Origin of the sequence: Pseudomonas sp. CFBP 8772, from assembly GCF_014841665.1 — a bacterium.
GTDB lineage: Bacteria > Pseudomonadota > Gammaproteobacteria > Pseudomonadales > Pseudomonadaceae > Aquipseudomonas > Aquipseudomonas graminis_B.
Genome location: NZ_JACYUI010000013.1, coordinates 145,750 through 160,950, shown reverse-complemented (window position 1 = coordinate 160,950; position 15,201 = coordinate 145,750). Strand labels below are relative to the sequence as shown.

Here is a 15,201-nt window from a genome sequence, read left to right as displayed (position 1 = left end):
CTGCCTTATAGCAAGTTAAACGTCGTCTCTTTCACGTTCTCCGAATCCAGGCCGATCATCAGCTTGAACTCGCCCGCCTCGGCCGCGTACTTCAGCGACGGATTGAAGAACTTCAAGTCTTCTTCGGTCAGGGTGAAGCTCACGGATTTCTCTTCGCCGGGGTTCAGCATGACCTTCTGAAAGTTCTTCAGCTCTTTCACCGGGCGGCTAATCGACGCGGCGACGTCGCGCAGGTAAAGCTGGACCACGGTTTCACCCGCGACCTTGCCGGTGTTCTTGACCATGACGCTGGCGGTCAACTTGTCCTTGCGGGTCATCTTGTTGATCGACAGGGTGATGTCCGAGACGCTGAACTGGGTGTAGCTCAGGCCGTAACCGAACGGGAACAGCGGGCTGGTCGGCTCTTCGAAATAGTTCGAGGTGTAGTTCGAATCATTCGGGCGGTACGGACGACCGGTGTTCAGGTGATTGTAGTAGGCCGGCACCTGACCCACGGAACGGGGGAAGGTCATCGGCAGTTTGCCGGACGGGTTGTAGTCGCCGAACAACACGTCAGCCAGAGCATTGCCGCCCTCGGTGCCGAGGAACCAGCTCTCCACCATGGCGTCGGCCAGCTCGTTTTCTTCGCCCAGCGCCAGCGGCCGGCCGTTCATCAACACCAGCACCAGCGGCTTGCCCGTGGCTTTGAGCGCGCGGATCAGCTCCCGTTGACGGCCGGGGATCACCAGGTCGACACGGCTCGCGGCTTCGTGGGACATGTTGCGTGACTCACCAACCACTGCCACCACGACGTCAGCCTGCTGCGCGGCCTTGACGGCTTCGTCGATCATTTCCTGTTCCGGACGCGGATCGATGGCGATCTGGTCGTCCATTTTGTTCAGGTAGGTAATGGCGTGCTGATTGTCGGTGACGTTGGAGCCCAGTGCATAAATCAGCTTGGCCTTGTCGCCGACCGCCGCCGCAATGCCGTCGTAGGCGTTGACGGTCTGACGCGCCAGACCGGCCGCCGACCAGCTGCCCAGCATGTCCATCGAGCTCTTGGCCAGCGGGCCGATCACGGCGATGGTGCCTTGCTTCTTCAGCGGCAGGGTGTCGTTCTGGTTCTTCAGCAGCACGATGCTCTTGCGCGCGACGTCGCGGGCTTCGGCACGGTGCAAACGGTTTTCGGCGTTACGGTCGGCGGGGTCATCCACTGCCGCGCCGATGCGCAGGTACGGGTTGGCGAACAGGCCCATTTCCCACTTGGCGCCGAGCACTTCTCGCACGGCATTGTCGACTTCTTTCTCCGACACTTCGCCGCTCTTCACCAGCCCCGGCAGCTCTTCGCCGTAGGCTTTGTCGTTCATGCTCAGGTCGACGCCGGCCTTGATCGCCAGCTTGGCGGCTTCGCGGAAGTCTTTTGCCACGCCGTGGTCGATCAATTCCTTGATCGCGCCGTGGTCGCTGACGGTCACGCCTTTGAAGCCCCAGTCCCTGCGCAGCACGTCCTGCAGCAGCCAGGCGTTGGAGGTGGAAGGCACGCCGTTGATGGAATTGAGCGCGATCATCACGCCCCCTGCGCCAGCATCAATCGACGCGCGATAGGGCGGCAGGTAGTCCTGCTGCATGCGCACCGGGCTCATGTCGACGGTATTGTAGTCGCGACCGCCCTCGACCGCGCCATACAGGGCGAAGTGTTTGACCACCGCCATGATGCTGTTGGGCGCCTGCATGCTGGTGCCCTGAAACGCACGGGTCATGGTGGCGGAGATGCGCGACACCAGATAGGTGTCCTCGCCGAACCCTTCGGAGCTGCGGCCCCAGCGTGCGTCGCGGGTAATGTCGACCATGGGCGCGAAGGTCATGTCCACGCCGTCGGCCGCCGCTTCGATCGCCGACACGCGACCGGTGCGGGTGATGGCGTTCATGTCCCAGGTCGACGCCAGGCCCAGGCTGATCGGGAATACCGTGCGCTGGCCGTGGACGACGTCGTAGGCGAAAAACATCGGAATCTTGTTGCGGCTGTGCCCGGCGGCGTCCTGCATGGCGCGGTTGTCCGGCAGCACGACGGAGTTGAACGTGCCGCCGATGCGGCCGGCGGTGATTTCCTTGAGAATTTCCGGCTTGGGCATTTCCGGACCGATGCTGATCAGGCGCAGTTGACCGATCTTCTCGTCTAGGGTCATTTGCTTCATCAGGTTGGCGATGAATGCATTCTTGGCTTGCAGCGTGGAAGCGGTGCCGACGCCGGTGGTGGCGTTTTCGGCCCAGGCGGACTGACTGACCAGGCCGATGACGAGACTCAGGAAACACAGCTTATTCATGAATGGTTTTCTCAAGGCGTCGCCGGCAACTCGCGCGTAATACCGGTCAGCCATTGTTATAGGTGTCGAACCTTTGGTTTTTTATTGTCGTCAGGACGGCAACGTCGCTGAACTCCTGTCTCATATGAGCATCAGTAGCGCAACGAGTTTTATCTGATTGTGGCCCGGCAATCCAGAGCCCTGACAACGCGATGGGGCGGGATTATGCCGGGGATCGTCCGGTTTGGCTAAAGTCATGACTGACAGGACTAATTATTGATGAGTACAGGGAGCACGCACGCCATGCAAACAGAGCGTTATGACCACAGCCGGGGCAGTCGTTACAAATTGTCACTGGCGTTGATGATGCTGCTGACGACCCTGTTGTCCGGCTGCGGGATCAACAACATTCCGACCTACGACGAGCAGGTCAAGGCCGCCTGGGCACAGGTGCAGAACCAGTATCAACGCCGCGCCGACCTGATCCCCAACCTGGTGGAAACGGTGAAGGGCTACGCCAAACAAGAGCAGGACACCCTGACCGCAGTCATCGAAGCGCGGGCCAAGGCGACGTCGATTCAGGTAGACGCCAGCACCCTGAACGATCCGGCCAAACTCAAGCAGTTCCAGGACGCGCAAGGTCAGCTGACCGGCGCATTGAGCCGCTTGATGGTGGTTTCGGAGCGCTATCCGGACCTCAAATCCAACCAGAACTTCCTGGCGCTGCAATCTCAGCTTGAAGGCACGGAAAACCGCATTGCGGTGGCCCGTCGCGATTTCATCACGGCGGTCGAGCGTTACAACACCGAGATCCGCACCTTCCCGGGCCGTCTGTGGCATACGGTGATGTACAGCGATCTGCCGGTGCGTCCGAACTTCGAAGCCACCGCCGCTGACGCTGACAAAGCGCCGCAAGTGAAGTTCTGATGGGACGCGCGCGCCGGGGAGTGCTGGTCGCGTTACTGGCGATGTCGGTGGGTATGTTTGCCCAATGGGCTCAAGCCGACCTCACGTTTCCGCCGCTGACCGGGCGCGTTGTCGACGCCGCCGGGATGATCGACGGCCCGAGCAAAGAGCATCTCGAACAGATGCTGCGCGCGCACGAAGAACTGACCACCGAGCAAGTGGTGGTGGTCACGTTGCCTGACTTACAGGGCTCAAGCATTGAGGACTACGGCTATCAGCTGGGTCGTCACTGGGGCATCGGGCAGAAGGGCAAAGACAACGGCGCCTTGTTGGTGGTCGCCCGCGACGAGCGCAAGGTGCGCATCGAAGTGGGTTACGGCCTGGAAGATCGTCTGACGGATGCGCAGTCATCGGTGATCATCAATCAGATCATCACGCCGGCGTTCCGGCAGGGCGATTTTGTCGGCGGTATCACCAAAGGTGCCGAGGCGATGGTTCAGGTGCTCGGCGGCGATCCCCTCGCCGAGCCGGCAGTCGGCGCCACTGGCAGTGCTGCGGCGAGTGAGGACCAAGGCGTCGACTGGAAAGTGACCCTGCTGTTTCTGGTGCTGTTCGTGGTCATCAGTTACATCAGCGCACGGTCCGGGCGGGGCAGGTCCATCGGCTCCGGTGGCGGCGGTGGATTTGGCGGTTTCGGTTCCGGCGGTTCCGGCGGCTTCGGTTCAGGAGGATCGGGCTCCGGCTCCGGCGGTATGCGCGGTGGCGGTGGTGGATTTGGCGGGGGCGGTGCCTCCGGTGGCTGGTAGTCGTTCGCTCAGGAAGGGTTTGCTTGCATGACATTGCTCAATAAAGACGAACAGCAGCGGGTTGCCCACGCCATCGAAACCGTCGAGCGTCAGACCGACGCAGAACTGGTGACGGTGCTGGCGACCAGCGCTGATGACTACACCTACGTGCCGCTCATCTGGGCCGGGGTCGTCGCGTTATTGGTGCCGGGGTTGATCAACCTGCTGACCGGCTGGCTCAGTGCCAATCACCTGCTGCTGGTGCAGGTTGTCACCTTCATCGTGGTAGCGCTGGTGTGCCGCTTGCCGGGCATCACCACGCGGCTGGTGCCTATTCGCGTGCGGCATTGGCGGGCGGGTAATCTCGCCCGTCGGCAGTTTCTCGAACAGAATCTTCATGCCACCGCCAATGGCACCGGCGTGCTGATTTTCGTCAGCGAGGCCGAGCGCTATGTCGAGATCATCGTTGATGACGGCATCGCTCGGCGCGTGGACAACGAAGTCTGGCGCGCGATGGTCGAGACCTTTACCCGGCAGGTGAAGGACGGCCGGATTCTGGAAGGTTTCGTAGGGTGCATTCGTTCGTGCGGCGACGTGCTGAGCGAGCAGGTGCCCGTGACCCAGGCGCGCAACGAGCTGCCAAACCGGTTGGTGGTGTTGGAGTAGGGCCTCACGGCTGCCGACACGATCGTTCCCGCGCCCCGCGTGGGAATGCGTCTTCCGATGCTCCGCGTCATTTAATTGCACCTACTGCTTACGACCCGCCTAAAATAGCGCCTCGCATTTCTGCTCCCGAGGCGCTTTCCGATGTCCGTTACCGCACCCGCCACCGTTCCTGCGCAGGACCACCGCGCTCAGTTCCTGAGTCTGCTGGACACCTGCCTGACGCAAAATTCGCTGATCAAACTGGTGCTGGCCAAGTACGTCGGAAGTGAAGCGGAGTTGCAGCGGGTCATCATCAAGCCCGTCACGGTCAAGGATCAGCCTTGCCTGTCCTTCGTCTATCGCTACAAGACCCGCGACATCACCAAAAATCACCCCCTCGCCGAAGCGCAGACGCTGATCGCCAGCCTGCTGCCCGAGTCCTTCAAGAACGCTCATCTGCTGTCGCTCACCGATGAAGTGCAGCTGGAGTTCAGCAAGAAGGGCAAGAGCACGCTGTTCCGCAACAAGGCCCAGCAGGAACGCGAAGCCCCGACGGCCGAGCATGACCGCGAAAAGAAACGCTACCTGGAACTCAGCCGGCCGTTCCTGACCGACCTGGGCGTGACCAACAAGCAGCACGAGCTGATCCCGGCCATGTCGCGCAAGTGGAAGCAGATCAACAAGTTCATCGAGGTGTTCTCCCACGCCCTGGCGACGTCGCCGATCAAGCTGGACAAGCCGGTGACGGTCGCAGATTTCGGCTCGGGGAAGGGTTATCTGACCTTCGCCATCCACGATTACCTGCGCAACACCTTGCAGGCCGAAGGCAACGTCACCGGCGTCGAGTTGCGCGAAGACATGGTCACGCTGTGCAACAACGCCGCCGCGCAGCTGGAGCATCCGGGGCTGGTGTTCAAGTGCGGTGACGTGCGTTCGGTGGCGCCCAGCGAACTGGACGTGATGATTGCCTTGCACGCCTGCGACATCGCCACCGATTACGCCATCCACACCGGCATCCGCTCGGGCGCCTCGATCATCATGTGCTCGCCGTGCTGCCACAAACAGATCCGCCTGCAGATCCAGAGCCCGACGCTGCTCAAGCCAATGCTGCAATACGGTTTGCACATGGGCCAGCAGGCCGAGATGGTCACCGATGCTTTGCGCGCGTTGCTGCTGGAGGCCAGCGGTTATGAAACCAAGGTCTTCGAGTTCATCTCGCTGGAGCACACCAACAAGAACAAGATGATTCTGGCGGTCAAGCGCGCCACCCCGGCGGACCCTGCTGAATTGCTGGCAAAGATCCAGGAGCTGAAAGTGTTCTACGGTATTCAGGAACAGTGCCTGGAGCGCTTGCTCCAGGCGGATGGCCTGCTCGGCTAAATGGGAGCGGCAGCAACCGGCTTGGGTGCAATCACCGCCGTTTTGCGCCCAATGGCCAGCGTGACCACGACACCGGCGGCGAAGATCCAGGTCGTCGGATCAATGTGCTCACCGAAAAACAGCGCTGAAAAGGCCATGGTGAAGAACAGCTGCACCAGCTGAATCTGGCTGACCCGCGCGATGCCGCCCATGGCCAGCCCGGCGTACCAGGCGAAGAATCCGATGAATTGCGAGAACAGCGACACGTACCCGAAGGCCCACCAGGTGCCGGGAGAAATCGGGCCCTGGTGCTGCCACGCCAGATAGCTGACGGGCACGATCAATACCGGGATCGAAATGACCAGCGCCCAGCAGATCACCTGCCAGCCACCCATCTCCTTGGCCAGACGGCCACCTTCGGCATAACCCAGCCCACCGATCGCCACTGCGGCGACCATTAGCACATCACCGGCCTGAAGATTGCCGGCGCCGCTGATCAGCGCGTAACCCAGCACCAGAACGCTGCCCATGGCCGCGCAGGCCCAGAAGGCTTTCGACGGTCGTTCATGGGAAAGCCATGCGGCGTAGATGGCGACCAGCAGCGGTTGCAGGCCATTGACCAGTGCGCCGTGGGAGGCCGGCAGGGTTTTCATGGCCCAGGCCGAGAGCACCGGGAACCCGACGATCACTCCCAACGCCACGACCATGAGCGCCTTGAACTGCGCGCGGGTAGGCCATTTTTCTCTGCGCCAGAGCAGCAACGCCGCCGCCGGCACCGCCGCAAACAAGGCGCGGCCCAGACCGTTGAGCAAGGGATGGATTTCCTGCACCACGATGCGGGTCATGGGCAGCGTCAGACTGAAGATCACCACGCCGATCAGTCCGAGGACCATGCCGGTGTTTTCACGAGAGGACATAGAAGGTCTTGCCTTGTTCTTGTGGGGGCGAAACGCGAGCTCATTCAGCCACAGAAGCGGAGTGGCGGCCCTTTACAGCTGCGTGCGGAATCGTCCGTACACTTCACCCGTTAATCCTGCGGCGCTCAAACCGGCCTCTTCCCGGCTGAAGCCGGTCCTACATTTGAATTGCGCGCATTCAGCGGGATTGGCGACGGCCGTATTTGTAGGACCGGCTTCAGCCGGGAAGAGACTGCACCCAGTGGGACGGGCTTTAGCCGGGAAGGGGGCGAGGGCGGAAATGCCGTTTTCGAGGATTTTGCGACTGCGGACTGAATCGTTCCAAATGTTGGTGCAGAAGTTGAATGCAATGTTGCTGCAACAGTTAGAAGGTCAAATTGATGCCGTCGAATTCAGCCAGGAGAACCATCGTGTTGGTTATCGGAAAATGGGCGTTGCAGGGTGTCGTGGTATTCCTTTTCGCATGGCTGGCGACGGTGGCCGCTCAATGGTCGGGCAGCGTCGTGCACACGACGAGCAGCGACCGACTCGCCGCCCTCAGCAGCATGCGCCTGACCACCGAATCGGTCGCCACCAGTGTCAATAAACATACCCAGGGTGGGGCAGTGGTGGTGGGGTCGTTGTCGGAAGGTAACGAATAAAGGGCAGCGGCTGGGAAGATTGGAAGCGGTAAGCGGCTGGAGGACCGGACCTGAAAGGTCCGGTTCTTGTTTTTCCGTGCAGAGTTTGTCCTGGGGAAAAAATCTCTAGTATCCCGCCATGGCTACCGTACATAACAATCGCAACTGGAAGATCAAAATCTATCCGGACGACCACGCCCCACCCCATTTCCACGTCCAGACCCTGGCGGGGAGTCGCTCGTGCAAATTGATGGCTTAAGGGTCTTAGGCAAGGGCGCTGAGGGGACGGCGCTGAAAGAAGCGCTGCAGTGGGCCAGGAGTCATACCCGCGACTTATGGCGGATCTGGTATGAGCAGAATCGGAGGACTTGAGACATGACCAGCAAATTACGCATCGCCGCTGCGCAACCTGTCGCGAACAGCCGCTCATTGATACTCGACTGGAACAACGGCAAGCGTCATACCGTAGATTTATCCCCCTACATCGACCAATTTGAAGCGCTGACGCCGCTGAAGGATGAAACGCTATTCGGCCAAGTGACTTTGGGTGACTGGGGGTTTGACGTCTCGTGGGGCAATGACATCGAGCTGGCTGCGTCGACGCTTCACCGGCTGGCGTTGGAGCAGGCCGGTGAAGTCATGCCGACGCGAGACTTCAAACAATGGATGGAGAAGAACAACCTTTCTCTCTCGGCAGCGGCCATCGAGCTGGGCTTTACGCGTCGAACCATTACTGCTTATAGCAGCGGTGCTGCACTTATCCCCAAGCACGTAGCTTTGGCCTGTCGGGGTTGGGAATATGAGCATTCACCGCGCTAACCCTCAGCTCTTCTTCAACTCCAGCGCTTCCTTCAATCGCGCCACCGGCACGGCCAGTGTCGGATCGCCCAGCGGGTGGGTGGTGGCGTTGAAAAATGTCAGCTCGATGTTCTGCCCTTCAAACAGTTCGCTGTAGCGGCGTTTCTGGTGCTGGATGAAGGCGTCACTGCGCGGCAGCACCGAGATGGCGATGGATTTGGGGCGGGCCTGGAGAATGGCGTTCAGGATGTGTCGATCCTGCTTGCCCAGCGAGTGGCCGAAGACGCACAGCGCGCCCTGATGCTGCGCCAGTTGGGCGTGGCAAAACGACAGATAGTCCGAGCCGCGAATGATCTTCATCTTTTCGTCGCTGCGGCCCTCGCAGACAAACAGCGGCACATCCTCCAGCGCGTTGATCGCGAAACTGCCCAGCAGCGTGCTTTCCGAGGACATCAGCTTGCGCGCCGTACCGTCGAAATTCTTCACCAGGTGCATGCCGCCGTGCAGATACAAGACGCGGGTGGCGTGGCTGTCGGTGCGGTGCAGGTTGAACATCGCATCGTCGTCGAACAGATCATCGAATGGCTGCGCGCCATGCATCGCCGCCCAGTACGCCAGCAGGTCGTAGTTGGTGGAATACACCGTCTGGTAGCGGCTCAGGGCGTCGCTGATCCTGGCGATGGTGGCCGCTTCCATCAGCCGCCACGGGATATGCGCCGAGCGGATGCCGTGAATCAGGGCTTCCTTGATCGCAAAATAGCGGTTGCGTGGCGATGACGAACCAATCGTCAGCGCCGCATTGACGCGCATGGCGACTTTCAAGCCGCTGAGCACCGGCTCGAAATTTTCCGTTTCCATGGATTTGAACAGCGCCAGCTCGGTGGCGCTCAGGGGTTTGTTGCGCGTGGTCTGCGCGAGCTCGAACAGCGAGTCATAGGCGAAGTTCTTCCATACGGCAAGACTGGCGCCGTTGCCCAGCAGCAGTCCCGAGCAGGGAGTGGCGGCTTGCAGGGTGTTCCAGTCGGCCAGTTCGGCATCAAAATCCGTGAATTCCATCATCTCGCTTCGCTTTCAGGTGAGCAGGTACTGACCGGACGCCAGAACGGAGGGGACTTATAGAAACCCAGGTCGGCGTTGTCAACGCAGCATCCCGGCTTCGAGCATTCTTGGCAGGGCACCGCTGGTCTCGGTAACGTCTATAGAGTGAATGGCGGGTGTAAGGTTTTATCCGACAACCCACAACACTCTCTTGAATGAGGGGAGATCGCCATGCATACCGCAATGCTCAGCAAGACGCATTTCAACGGCTACGATGTGATCAACGTGAACAACGGTCCTTGGCGGGTCTGCACCCATCACGACCGACTAGGCTCGTTCTCCACTCGCGAAGAAGCCATGGCGTTCGCGGCTTCCCTGCCGGCTTATCAAGAGCGGACGGCGTTGGCGCCTGCGACTAAATCGCACTAATAACGCTATTTATCGCTAGTTGAGCTCTGGCTTTGCCGGAGCTCAATCAGGCGGATGGCAACTCGTGAACTGCACTATCCGTTCGCGAAGTTTCATGCAGGCTGCACGATTCCGTATTTCACGTCTTTTGCTAACTGTCTGATTCGTTGCGCTTTTTGATACTCCGCTTTTTCGGCACGCTCGATGCAATACTCATCACGAACCAGCAGGGTCGGCACTTAGATCGACCCGCCTACCGTGATCTAGAGGAAATCTATATGAACGCCATCGAACTGTTGAAAGCCGACCATGAACGCGTAAAGGCCATCTTGACCCAACTGAGTGAGTCCACTGAGCGCGGTGTTAAAAAGCGCACGGACTTGCTGGCCAAGCTGGAAATGGAAATCACCATCCACACCAAGATCGAAGAAGAAATTCTTTATCCGGCTTTCAAAGAGGCGGGCGGTAAAGAGCAGGACATCATGTACTACGAAGCCAAGGAAGAGCACCGCACTGTCGATGCCCTTGTGCTGCCGGACCTCAAGCAAACTGACCCTGCCACCCCGGAGTTCTCCGGTCGTGTGAAAGTGGTCAAAGAGCTGCTGGAGCACCACATCGAGGAAGAAGAGGAAGAGATGTTCCCGCAAGCTGAAAAGTTGCTGGGCAAGAAGAAGCTGGAAGAGCTTGGTGCGCAGATGGAAGCGATGAAGGCTGAATACAAGAAGTCACTGTCGTCGCCGAGCCTTGCGGCGTAAGCGTTGACGGCACGAACAAGCCCGGAATTTCCGGGCTTTTTTGTGGGTGACTGGTTGTGCCTATAGGCCAGGTCGGGATCTGCCCAGCATCCTGGTTCCGCTCAAGCCTGCTGCAGCACTTTCAATGGGGCGGATGGGCAACCGACCTGTTCCCGGCTGAAGCCGGTCCTACATTTGAATTGCATGCGTTCAGCGGTACTGGCGGCTAGCCCATTGTAGGGCTGGCTTTAGCCGGGAAAGCGTCAGCCGACACGCTGCAGAACTGATGACGAACATACTTGCCTATTCCCGGCTAAAGCCAGTCCCACATTTCAATTGCGTGCATTCAGTGGGACTGGCGGTGGACCTCATTGTAGGACCGGCTTTAGCCGGGAAAGCGTCAGCCGACACGCTGCAGAACTGATGACGAACACACTTGCCTCTTCCCGGCTAAAGCCAGTCCCACAAAAAAAGCGCCAGCTTTGTATACCCGTGTATCCAGACCCCTTGCCGATACGTGCTGACTGAAAGCTCCCCCCTCAGCGACACACTGCAGATACGTGCAGCGCATTCAATGATTCACAACGAAGGGCGGCGCCAGGCTTTGGCTATCCCGGGCAGATCGCCGACCATGAATGCACACTGAGGAAACACCCCATGAACAGAATCAACGCGTCATTGCTGCTAAGCGTTTTTACGGCGGGCGCCCTGGCGCTGGGCGTTGCCAGTGCGGCGCAGGCTGCCCCGGTGAAGAACATCGTGTTGGTCCACGGCGCCTTTGTGAACGGCTCGGGATGGAAGCCGGTCTACGAGATCCTGCGCAAGGACGGGTACAACGTCTTGATCGCTGAACACCCATTGATGTCGTTCGCCGATGACGTGACGGCGGTCAAGCGCATCGTTGACCAGCAGGATGGCCCGACGATTCTGGTCGGTCACAGTTATGGCGGCGCGATCATCACGGACGTCGGCAATGACGCGCACGTCGTGGGCTTGGTGTACATCGCCGCTCACGCGCTGGATCAGGGTGAAACCGAAGCGCAGAACGGCAAATTATTTCCTAACGCCACCAAGGCGGTGAAGCAAACCGCTGACGGTTTCCTGTCCCTTGACCCGGCGTTCTACCCGGCGGATTTCGCGGCTGACCTGCCCAAGGCTCAGGCTGAGTTCGAAGCCATTTCCCAGAAGCCGACCGCTGCGTCGGTATTCACCACGCCCGCTGGGGTGCCTGCGTGGAAAACCAAACCTAGCTGGTACGCAGTGGCCGGGGCGGACCGGATCATCAACCCGGACCTTGAACGCATGTACGCCAAGCGGGCCAACAGCCACACCATCGAGATCAAAGGCGCCAGTCACTCGGTGTACCAGTCCCGTCCGCAGGAAGTGGCCGCGTTGATCGAACAGGCAGCCACTCACGCGGCGGAGTGATGTGTCGCCTTCATAACTGACCCCTAACCCCAGGATCGTCAACGATTGCTCTGGGAATCAAGCGACTTCGACAACGTCCGAGCCGCTTATCAGATGCGACGGCATCGGCTGCAATTGCCCCACCATGGGCTTGGCAAACAGGTAGCCCTGCATCAGTTCGACGCCCAGGCCCAGCAAGGCGTCGCGCTCTTCGCAGGTCTCGATGCCTTCGGCGACCACGGTGATACCCAGACGCTTCGAAACCAGCACAATCCCTTCAACAATCGCCTGACGTACACCGTCCCGGTCGATATCACGGGTGAGCGCCATGTCGATTTTCAGCACCTGTGGCTGAAACATCGCCAGCATGTTGAGGCCGGAATATCCTGATCCGAAGTCATCTATAGCGGTGGTGAAACCTTGCCGCGCGTACTCTTCAAAAATCGACTTGAGATGGTTCGGGTCTTCGACGCGCTCGCCTTCGGTGACCTCGAACATAAGCCGATCCACCGGGAAGTCGAACGTCCGAGACGCTTCAAGGGTTGCGCGAATGCAGGTTTCCGCCCGATACACCGCTTTGGGCAGGAAGTTGATACTCAGCTTGCAGTCTGGAATCGCGGGAAGGCCCAACTGGGTAGCGAGCTCGATGGCCCGCACTCGGCATGCCTGATCGAAACGGTATCGGTTGCCGTCGTTGACCTGGCCCAGGATAAACGCGGCGGACTCGCCGTTGACACCCCTTACCAGCGCCTCGTAAGCGAAGGGCGCGCCCGTGGTGACGTTGAAAATAGGCTGAAAAGCCATGGTGAAGTCGAATCCCAGCCCTTCAAGGTTTCGGCATTCAGCGCAGCCAATGGATTCGAAGGTTGCCAGGGGAATGTGTTGCATGATCGTCACTGCCTTGAGATTTGGTCGGTCGATCTGTGGATTTCGAGCGACTGGTTTCTCTGTATCGGCAGCGTCGGTGAAAACTTTGCTGCGGATTTTCAGCAGGGGATCAGCGGTAGCGAAGTCGATGCGTGAGAGGGGGCGGCCTGTCTCGGGCTTTTAGAAGGCGAGGGCAAGAGGCGAGGTTGATTCTGAGAGAAGGAGGGCTGAAAGGCCCGGAAACACTGGGGGAGATGGAGCGGGTAGAGGGAATCGAACCCTCAACTAAAGCTTGGGAAGCTTTCGTTTTACCACTAAACTATACCCGCTTTTAAATCGACGCCTTTGGCGCGGCTGACTTTGTACCAGATGCTGCGTGTTAATTGAAGCGTTATATGCCGCACCGACCAAATGCCACCTCGTCGACCCCTGATTCGCTGTCCAATCGCGCTCATCAGGTTCTGCAGCAGACCATTCCTTCCCCGTCTTCTGCTCTTGCATCTCCCAGTCCAATCACACCGCAAACGCCTGTTGCAACTGCCCCGTTCTGTAATGAACGCGGCGGGGTTCAGGCGCGGGCGTCAGAAACCCATGCAGTGCATTTTTCGATGCCAGGCATGCCGCCTTGTTCTCCATGTCCAGAAAGTGCCCGGCATCCTGAAGGGTGCTGAAGTGGCAGTCGCGGATGTAGTGAGCGAAGTGCCGGGCGTCGGCAGCCGAGGTGTATTCGTCCCACGCGCCGTTCATGAACAGCACCGGCACATTGATGCGCTTCGCCGCTTTCATCTGAGGATGATTGCTCGGGTCCAACACATGATCGATGTGGTGGTGCATCTGCGCGTACTCATGCAAATCCAGAGAGCTGACGTGCTTGTGGTTGTAGCGTTTGAACAGCGAGGGCAGGTGTTTGCCCAGGGTGCTGTTGAGCAACTCCCCGACCCCGTGACGATTGTAAGTGCCGAAGTATTGCCGGCCGCGCTCAAGATAGTCGCGCAGCGGGTCGCTGATGACGGGAGAGAACGAGCTGATGACTGCCTTTTCGATTCGTTTGGGCCGGTGCGCCAGAGCGACCAGTGCCGCCGCGCCGCCCCATGAGAACGACATCAGGAGTTCGGCGTTGAAATGGTCGATCAGCTCCAGAAGCAGCTGGCCTTCAATCTCTTTGGTGAGCGGCCGTTCATGGGCATTGTGGGGTTTTGATTTACCGGCGTAGGGCGGATCGTACAGCACGACGTTGAATTGCGGGTGAAGGTTGCGCACGGTCTGAGCGAAGGAGGTGGTCGTTGCAAGCGAGCCATTGACCAGAATGATGGTCTGCTCGGCGGCGTCCGCGCGGTACAGCTCCGTATACACCCGGAACTGGCCCTGTATATCCAGCACAGCGATTTCTGCTTTCATCTCCATGTCTCCTGACGAAAAAACGGGGTGCGCGCAGACACGTTGCACGGATTTCGTGACAGGTAGGCAATAGGACTCAGGTTTCAGATCAACGCGATTTCATCGGCACTCAGCGTTCTGTACTGTCCGGGCTTCAGCGTGGGGTCGAGCATCAAGGGGCCCATGCTTTCGCGGTGCAGCCGGGTCACCTTGTTGTCGAAGTGGCCGAACATGCGCTTGACCTGATGGTAACGCCCTTCGACGATGCTCAACCGGGCGCGATGACTGGCAAGAATCGTCAGCGCGGCGGGCTGTGTCGTCAGGTCCTCGAACGCGAAATAAAACCCTTCAGCGAATTTCTCGATGTAATGCGCGCCGATTTCGTCTTCGGTCTCGACGTAATAGACCTTCGCCAATTTGGTGGTTGGCTGCGTCAGGCGTCGCGACCACTGGCCATCGTTGGTGATCAGCATCAGCCCGGACGTGTTGAAATCCAGGCGGCCGGCGATGTGCAGATCGTCCTTGTCCGGTTCATCGAGCAGATCGAGCACGGTGGGGTGCTGCGGATCGACGGTCGCGCTGACGCAACCCTGGGGCTTGTTCAGCATGAAGTAGCGGGCGGGTTTGCCGAGCTGAAGGACTTGGTCATCGATCCGCACCTGACTGAATTCGCGCACCTCATGCAGCGGGTTTTTGACCGGCACCCCGTCGACCTGCACACGGCCTGCGATCAGCACCAGGCGCACGTCCTTGCGGCTGAAGCGCGGCAGGTTGCTGAGGAAACGGTCAAGACGCATCGCGGCTCGCCGCTTCAAGGCCGGCACATCGCGGGCAGAGGCATGCCAGTCCACGGACCTCTTCGGGCAGGGCTGCCAATACCGCCGGGTCGATCTCGGCGGTGAAACACCAGCAGGCCTGGTCCACTGTGCGCGGATCAGCCAAGGTGCAGCGGTTACCGGCGCCGCAAACCGGACAGATGCTCGTGTCGATGATGTGAGTGTCCATGTAGGGCGCCGCCTTTGAATGCCGCCAATGCTAGCGCGCCGCCCTGTCTTGCG

At 59.7% G+C, this 15,201-nt stretch carries 18 protein-coding genes and 1 tRNA gene; 10 read left to right on the top strand and 9 right to left on the bottom strand.

All coding sequences use genetic code 11. The annotated features are described in order from the left end of the window. Window positions 1–5: 5 nt before the first annotated feature. A complete protein-coding gene (gene bglX / locus IFT99_RS22535; RefSeq protein WP_065992316.1) occupies window positions 6–2,303 on the bottom strand; it encodes a beta-glucosidase BglX in 2,298 nt (765 codons plus the stop codon). 342 nt (window positions 2,304–2,645) lie between these two features. Here bglX and IFT99_RS22530 point away from each other — a divergent pair, with 342 nt between their 5' ends. The 4 genes from IFT99_RS22530 (at window position 2,646) to IFT99_RS22515 (ending at window position 5,998) form a co-directional block, all read left to right on the top strand. Continuing rightward, the gene (locus tag IFT99_RS22530; protein ID WP_420793016.1) at window positions 2,646–3,209 is read left to right on the top strand and encodes a LemA family protein; all 564 of its coding nucleotides are present in this window, start codon (window positions 2,646–2,648) and stop codon (window positions 3,207–3,209) included. Then, window positions 3,209–3,994, top strand: coding sequence for a TPM domain-containing protein (locus tag IFT99_RS22525; protein WP_192135268.1), 786 nt, complete (start codon window positions 3,209–3,211; stop codon window positions 3,992–3,994). The genes IFT99_RS22530 and IFT99_RS22525 overlap by 1 nt, the downstream gene beginning before the upstream one ends. Window positions 3,995–4,021: 27 nt before the next feature. Beyond that, complete coding sequence (locus tag IFT99_RS22520) at window positions 4,022–4,639, top strand: TPM domain-containing protein (RefSeq protein WP_192135266.1); 618 nt, start codon at window positions 4,022–4,024, stop codon at window positions 4,637–4,639. Window positions 4,640–4,780: 141 nt separating this feature from the next. Next, the gene (locus tag IFT99_RS22515) at window positions 4,781–5,998 is read left to right on the top strand and encodes a class I SAM-dependent methyltransferase (RefSeq protein WP_192135264.1); all 1,218 of its coding nucleotides are present in this window, start codon (window positions 4,781–4,783) and stop codon (window positions 5,996–5,998) included. Here IFT99_RS22515 and IFT99_RS22510 read toward each other — a convergent pair. Next, window positions 5,995–6,894, bottom strand: a complete 900-nt coding sequence (locus tag IFT99_RS22510) for a DMT family transporter (RefSeq protein ID WP_192135262.1) — start codon at window positions 6,892–6,894, stop codon at window positions 5,995–5,997. The genes IFT99_RS22515 and IFT99_RS22510 overlap by 4 nt on opposite strands. Before the next feature lie 410 nt (window positions 6,895–7,304). Here IFT99_RS22510 and IFT99_RS22505 point away from each other — a divergent pair, with 410 nt between their 5' ends. After that, the gene (locus tag IFT99_RS22505; RefSeq protein WP_192135260.1) at window positions 7,305–7,535 is read left to right on the top strand and encodes a hypothetical protein; all 231 of its coding nucleotides are present in this window, start codon (window positions 7,305–7,307) and stop codon (window positions 7,533–7,535) included. 354 nt (window positions 7,536–7,889) lie between these two features. Beyond that, window positions 7,890–8,333 carry a DUF2442 domain-containing protein gene (locus IFT99_RS22500; protein ID WP_192135258.1) on the top strand — a complete coding sequence of 148 codons (444 nt, stop codon included), beginning with the start codon at window positions 7,890–7,892 and terminating at the stop codon, window positions 8,331–8,333. 3 nt (window positions 8,334–8,336) lie between these two features. On the opposite strand, the gene IFT99_RS22495 is transcribed toward IFT99_RS22500, so the two are convergent. After that, entirely contained in the window at window positions 8,337–9,371 is a 1,035-nt protein-coding gene (locus IFT99_RS22495) for a DUF4917 family protein (protein ID WP_065992328.1), read from the bottom strand. Window positions 9,372–9,581: 210 nt separating this feature from the next. On the opposite strand from IFT99_RS22495, the gene IFT99_RS22490 reads away from it, so the two are divergent. After that, entirely contained in the window at window positions 9,582–9,779 is a 198-nt protein-coding gene (locus IFT99_RS22490) for an SPOR domain-containing protein (protein WP_192135256.1), read from the top strand. A gap of 92 nt (window positions 9,780–9,871) precedes the next feature. Here the strand turns inward: IFT99_RS22490 and IFT99_RS26525 are convergent, their stop codons facing one another. Then, window positions 9,872–9,997, bottom strand: coding sequence for a hypothetical protein (locus tag IFT99_RS26525; RefSeq protein WP_274605157.1), 126 nt, complete (start codon window positions 9,995–9,997; stop codon window positions 9,872–9,874). A 39-nt stretch (window positions 9,998–10,036) separates the two neighbouring features. Between IFT99_RS26525 and IFT99_RS22485 the strand changes: the two genes are divergently transcribed. Both IFT99_RS22485 and IFT99_RS22480 read left to right on the top strand, forming a co-directional pair. Beyond that, complete coding sequence (locus tag IFT99_RS22485) at window positions 10,037–10,513, top strand: hemerythrin domain-containing protein (RefSeq protein WP_133772400.1); 477 nt, start codon at window positions 10,037–10,039, stop codon at window positions 10,511–10,513. A 636-nt stretch (window positions 10,514–11,149) separates the two neighbouring features. Further along, the gene (locus tag IFT99_RS22480; protein WP_192135254.1) at window positions 11,150–11,920 is read left to right on the top strand and encodes an alpha/beta hydrolase; all 771 of its coding nucleotides are present in this window, start codon (window positions 11,150–11,152) and stop codon (window positions 11,918–11,920) included. Between the two features lie 57 nt (window positions 11,921–11,977). Here IFT99_RS22480 and IFT99_RS22475 read toward each other — a convergent pair whose 3' ends face one another. Continuing rightward, window positions 11,978–12,787 carry an EAL domain-containing protein gene (locus IFT99_RS22475; RefSeq protein WP_192135253.1) on the bottom strand — a complete coding sequence of 270 codons (810 nt, stop codon included), beginning with the start codon at window positions 12,785–12,787 and terminating at the stop codon, window positions 11,978–11,980. Here IFT99_RS22475 and IFT99_RS22470 point away from each other — a divergent pair. Then, window positions 12,782–12,922 carry a hypothetical protein gene (locus IFT99_RS22470; protein ID WP_167355829.1) on the top strand — a complete coding sequence of 47 codons (141 nt, stop codon included), beginning with the start codon at window positions 12,782–12,784 and terminating at the stop codon, window positions 12,920–12,922. The genes IFT99_RS22475 and IFT99_RS22470 overlap by 6 nt on opposite strands. Before the next feature lie 99 nt (window positions 12,923–13,021). Here the strand turns inward: IFT99_RS22470 and IFT99_RS22465 are convergent. From IFT99_RS22465 to IFT99_RS22450, 4 genes are all read right to left on the bottom strand, one after another. Next, window positions 13,022–13,095, bottom strand: a tRNA-Gly gene (locus IFT99_RS22465). A gap of 184 nt (window positions 13,096–13,279) precedes the next feature. Beyond that, window positions 13,280–14,164, bottom strand: coding sequence for an alpha/beta fold hydrolase (locus IFT99_RS22460; RefSeq protein WP_192135251.1), 885 nt, complete (start codon window positions 14,162–14,164; stop codon window positions 13,280–13,282). Window positions 14,165–14,247: 83 nt separating this feature from the next. Continuing rightward, window positions 14,248–14,940: a pseudouridine synthase gene (locus IFT99_RS22455; RefSeq protein WP_192135249.1), complete on the bottom strand. Its 693-nt coding sequence runs from the start codon at window positions 14,938–14,940 to the stop codon at window positions 14,248–14,250. Next, window positions 14,930–15,148: a cysteine-rich CWC family protein gene (locus tag IFT99_RS22450; RefSeq protein ID WP_108122281.1), complete on the bottom strand. Its 219-nt coding sequence runs from the start codon at window positions 15,146–15,148 to the stop codon at window positions 14,930–14,932. Before IFT99_RS22450 ends, IFT99_RS22455 begins: the two co-directional genes overlap by 11 nt. Window positions 15,149–15,201 lie beyond the last annotated feature (53 nt).

What these genes read in the sequence shown, in the direction of transcription:
- bglX (WP_065992316.1), bottom strand. Translation starts at nt 2,303, where the DNA reads ATGAATAAGCTGTGTTTCCTGAGTCTCGTCATCGGCCTGGTCAGTCAG.
- IFT99_RS22530 (WP_420793016.1), top strand. Translation starts at nt 2,646, where the DNA reads ATGATGCTGCTGACGACCCTGTTGTCCGGCTGCGGGATCAACAACATT.
- IFT99_RS22525 (WP_192135268.1), top strand. Translation starts at nt 3,209, where the DNA reads ATGGGACGCGCGCGCCGGGGAGTGCTGGTCGCGTTACTGGCGATGTCG.
- IFT99_RS22520 (WP_192135266.1), top strand. Translation starts at nt 4,022, where the DNA reads ATGACATTGCTCAATAAAGACGAACAGCAGCGGGTTGCCCACGCCATC.
- IFT99_RS22515 (WP_192135264.1), top strand. Translation starts at nt 4,781, where the DNA reads ATGTCCGTTACCGCACCCGCCACCGTTCCTGCGCAGGACCACCGCGCT.
- IFT99_RS22510 (WP_192135262.1), bottom strand. Translation starts at nt 6,894, where the DNA reads ATGTCCTCTCGTGAAAACACCGGCATGGTCCTCGGACTGATCGGCGTG.
- IFT99_RS22500 (WP_192135258.1), top strand. Translation starts at nt 7,890, where the DNA reads ATGACCAGCAAATTACGCATCGCCGCTGCGCAACCTGTCGCGAACAGC.
- IFT99_RS22495 (WP_065992328.1), bottom strand. Translation starts at nt 9,371, where the DNA reads ATGATGGAATTCACGGATTTTGATGCCGAACTGGCCGACTGGAACACC.
- IFT99_RS22490 (WP_192135256.1), top strand. Translation starts at nt 9,582, where the DNA reads ATGCATACCGCAATGCTCAGCAAGACGCATTTCAACGGCTACGATGTG.
- IFT99_RS22485 (WP_133772400.1), top strand. Translation starts at nt 10,037, where the DNA reads ATGAACGCCATCGAACTGTTGAAAGCCGACCATGAACGCGTAAAGGCC.
- IFT99_RS22480 (WP_192135254.1), top strand. Translation starts at nt 11,150, where the DNA reads ATGAACAGAATCAACGCGTCATTGCTGCTAAGCGTTTTTACGGCGGGC.
- IFT99_RS22475 (WP_192135253.1), bottom strand. Translation starts at nt 12,787, where the DNA reads ATGCAACACATTCCCCTGGCAACCTTCGAATCCATTGGCTGCGCTGAA.
- IFT99_RS22460 (WP_192135251.1), bottom strand. Translation starts at nt 14,164, where the DNA reads ATGAAAGCAGAAATCGCTGTGCTGGATATACAGGGCCAGTTCCGGGTG.
- IFT99_RS22455 (WP_192135249.1), bottom strand. Translation starts at nt 14,940, where the DNA reads ATGCGTCTTGACCGTTTCCTCAGCAACCTGCCGCGCTTCAGCCGCAAG.
- IFT99_RS22450 (WP_108122281.1), bottom strand. Translation starts at nt 15,148, where the DNA reads ATGGACACTCACATCATCGACACGAGCATCTGTCCGGTTTGCGGCGCC.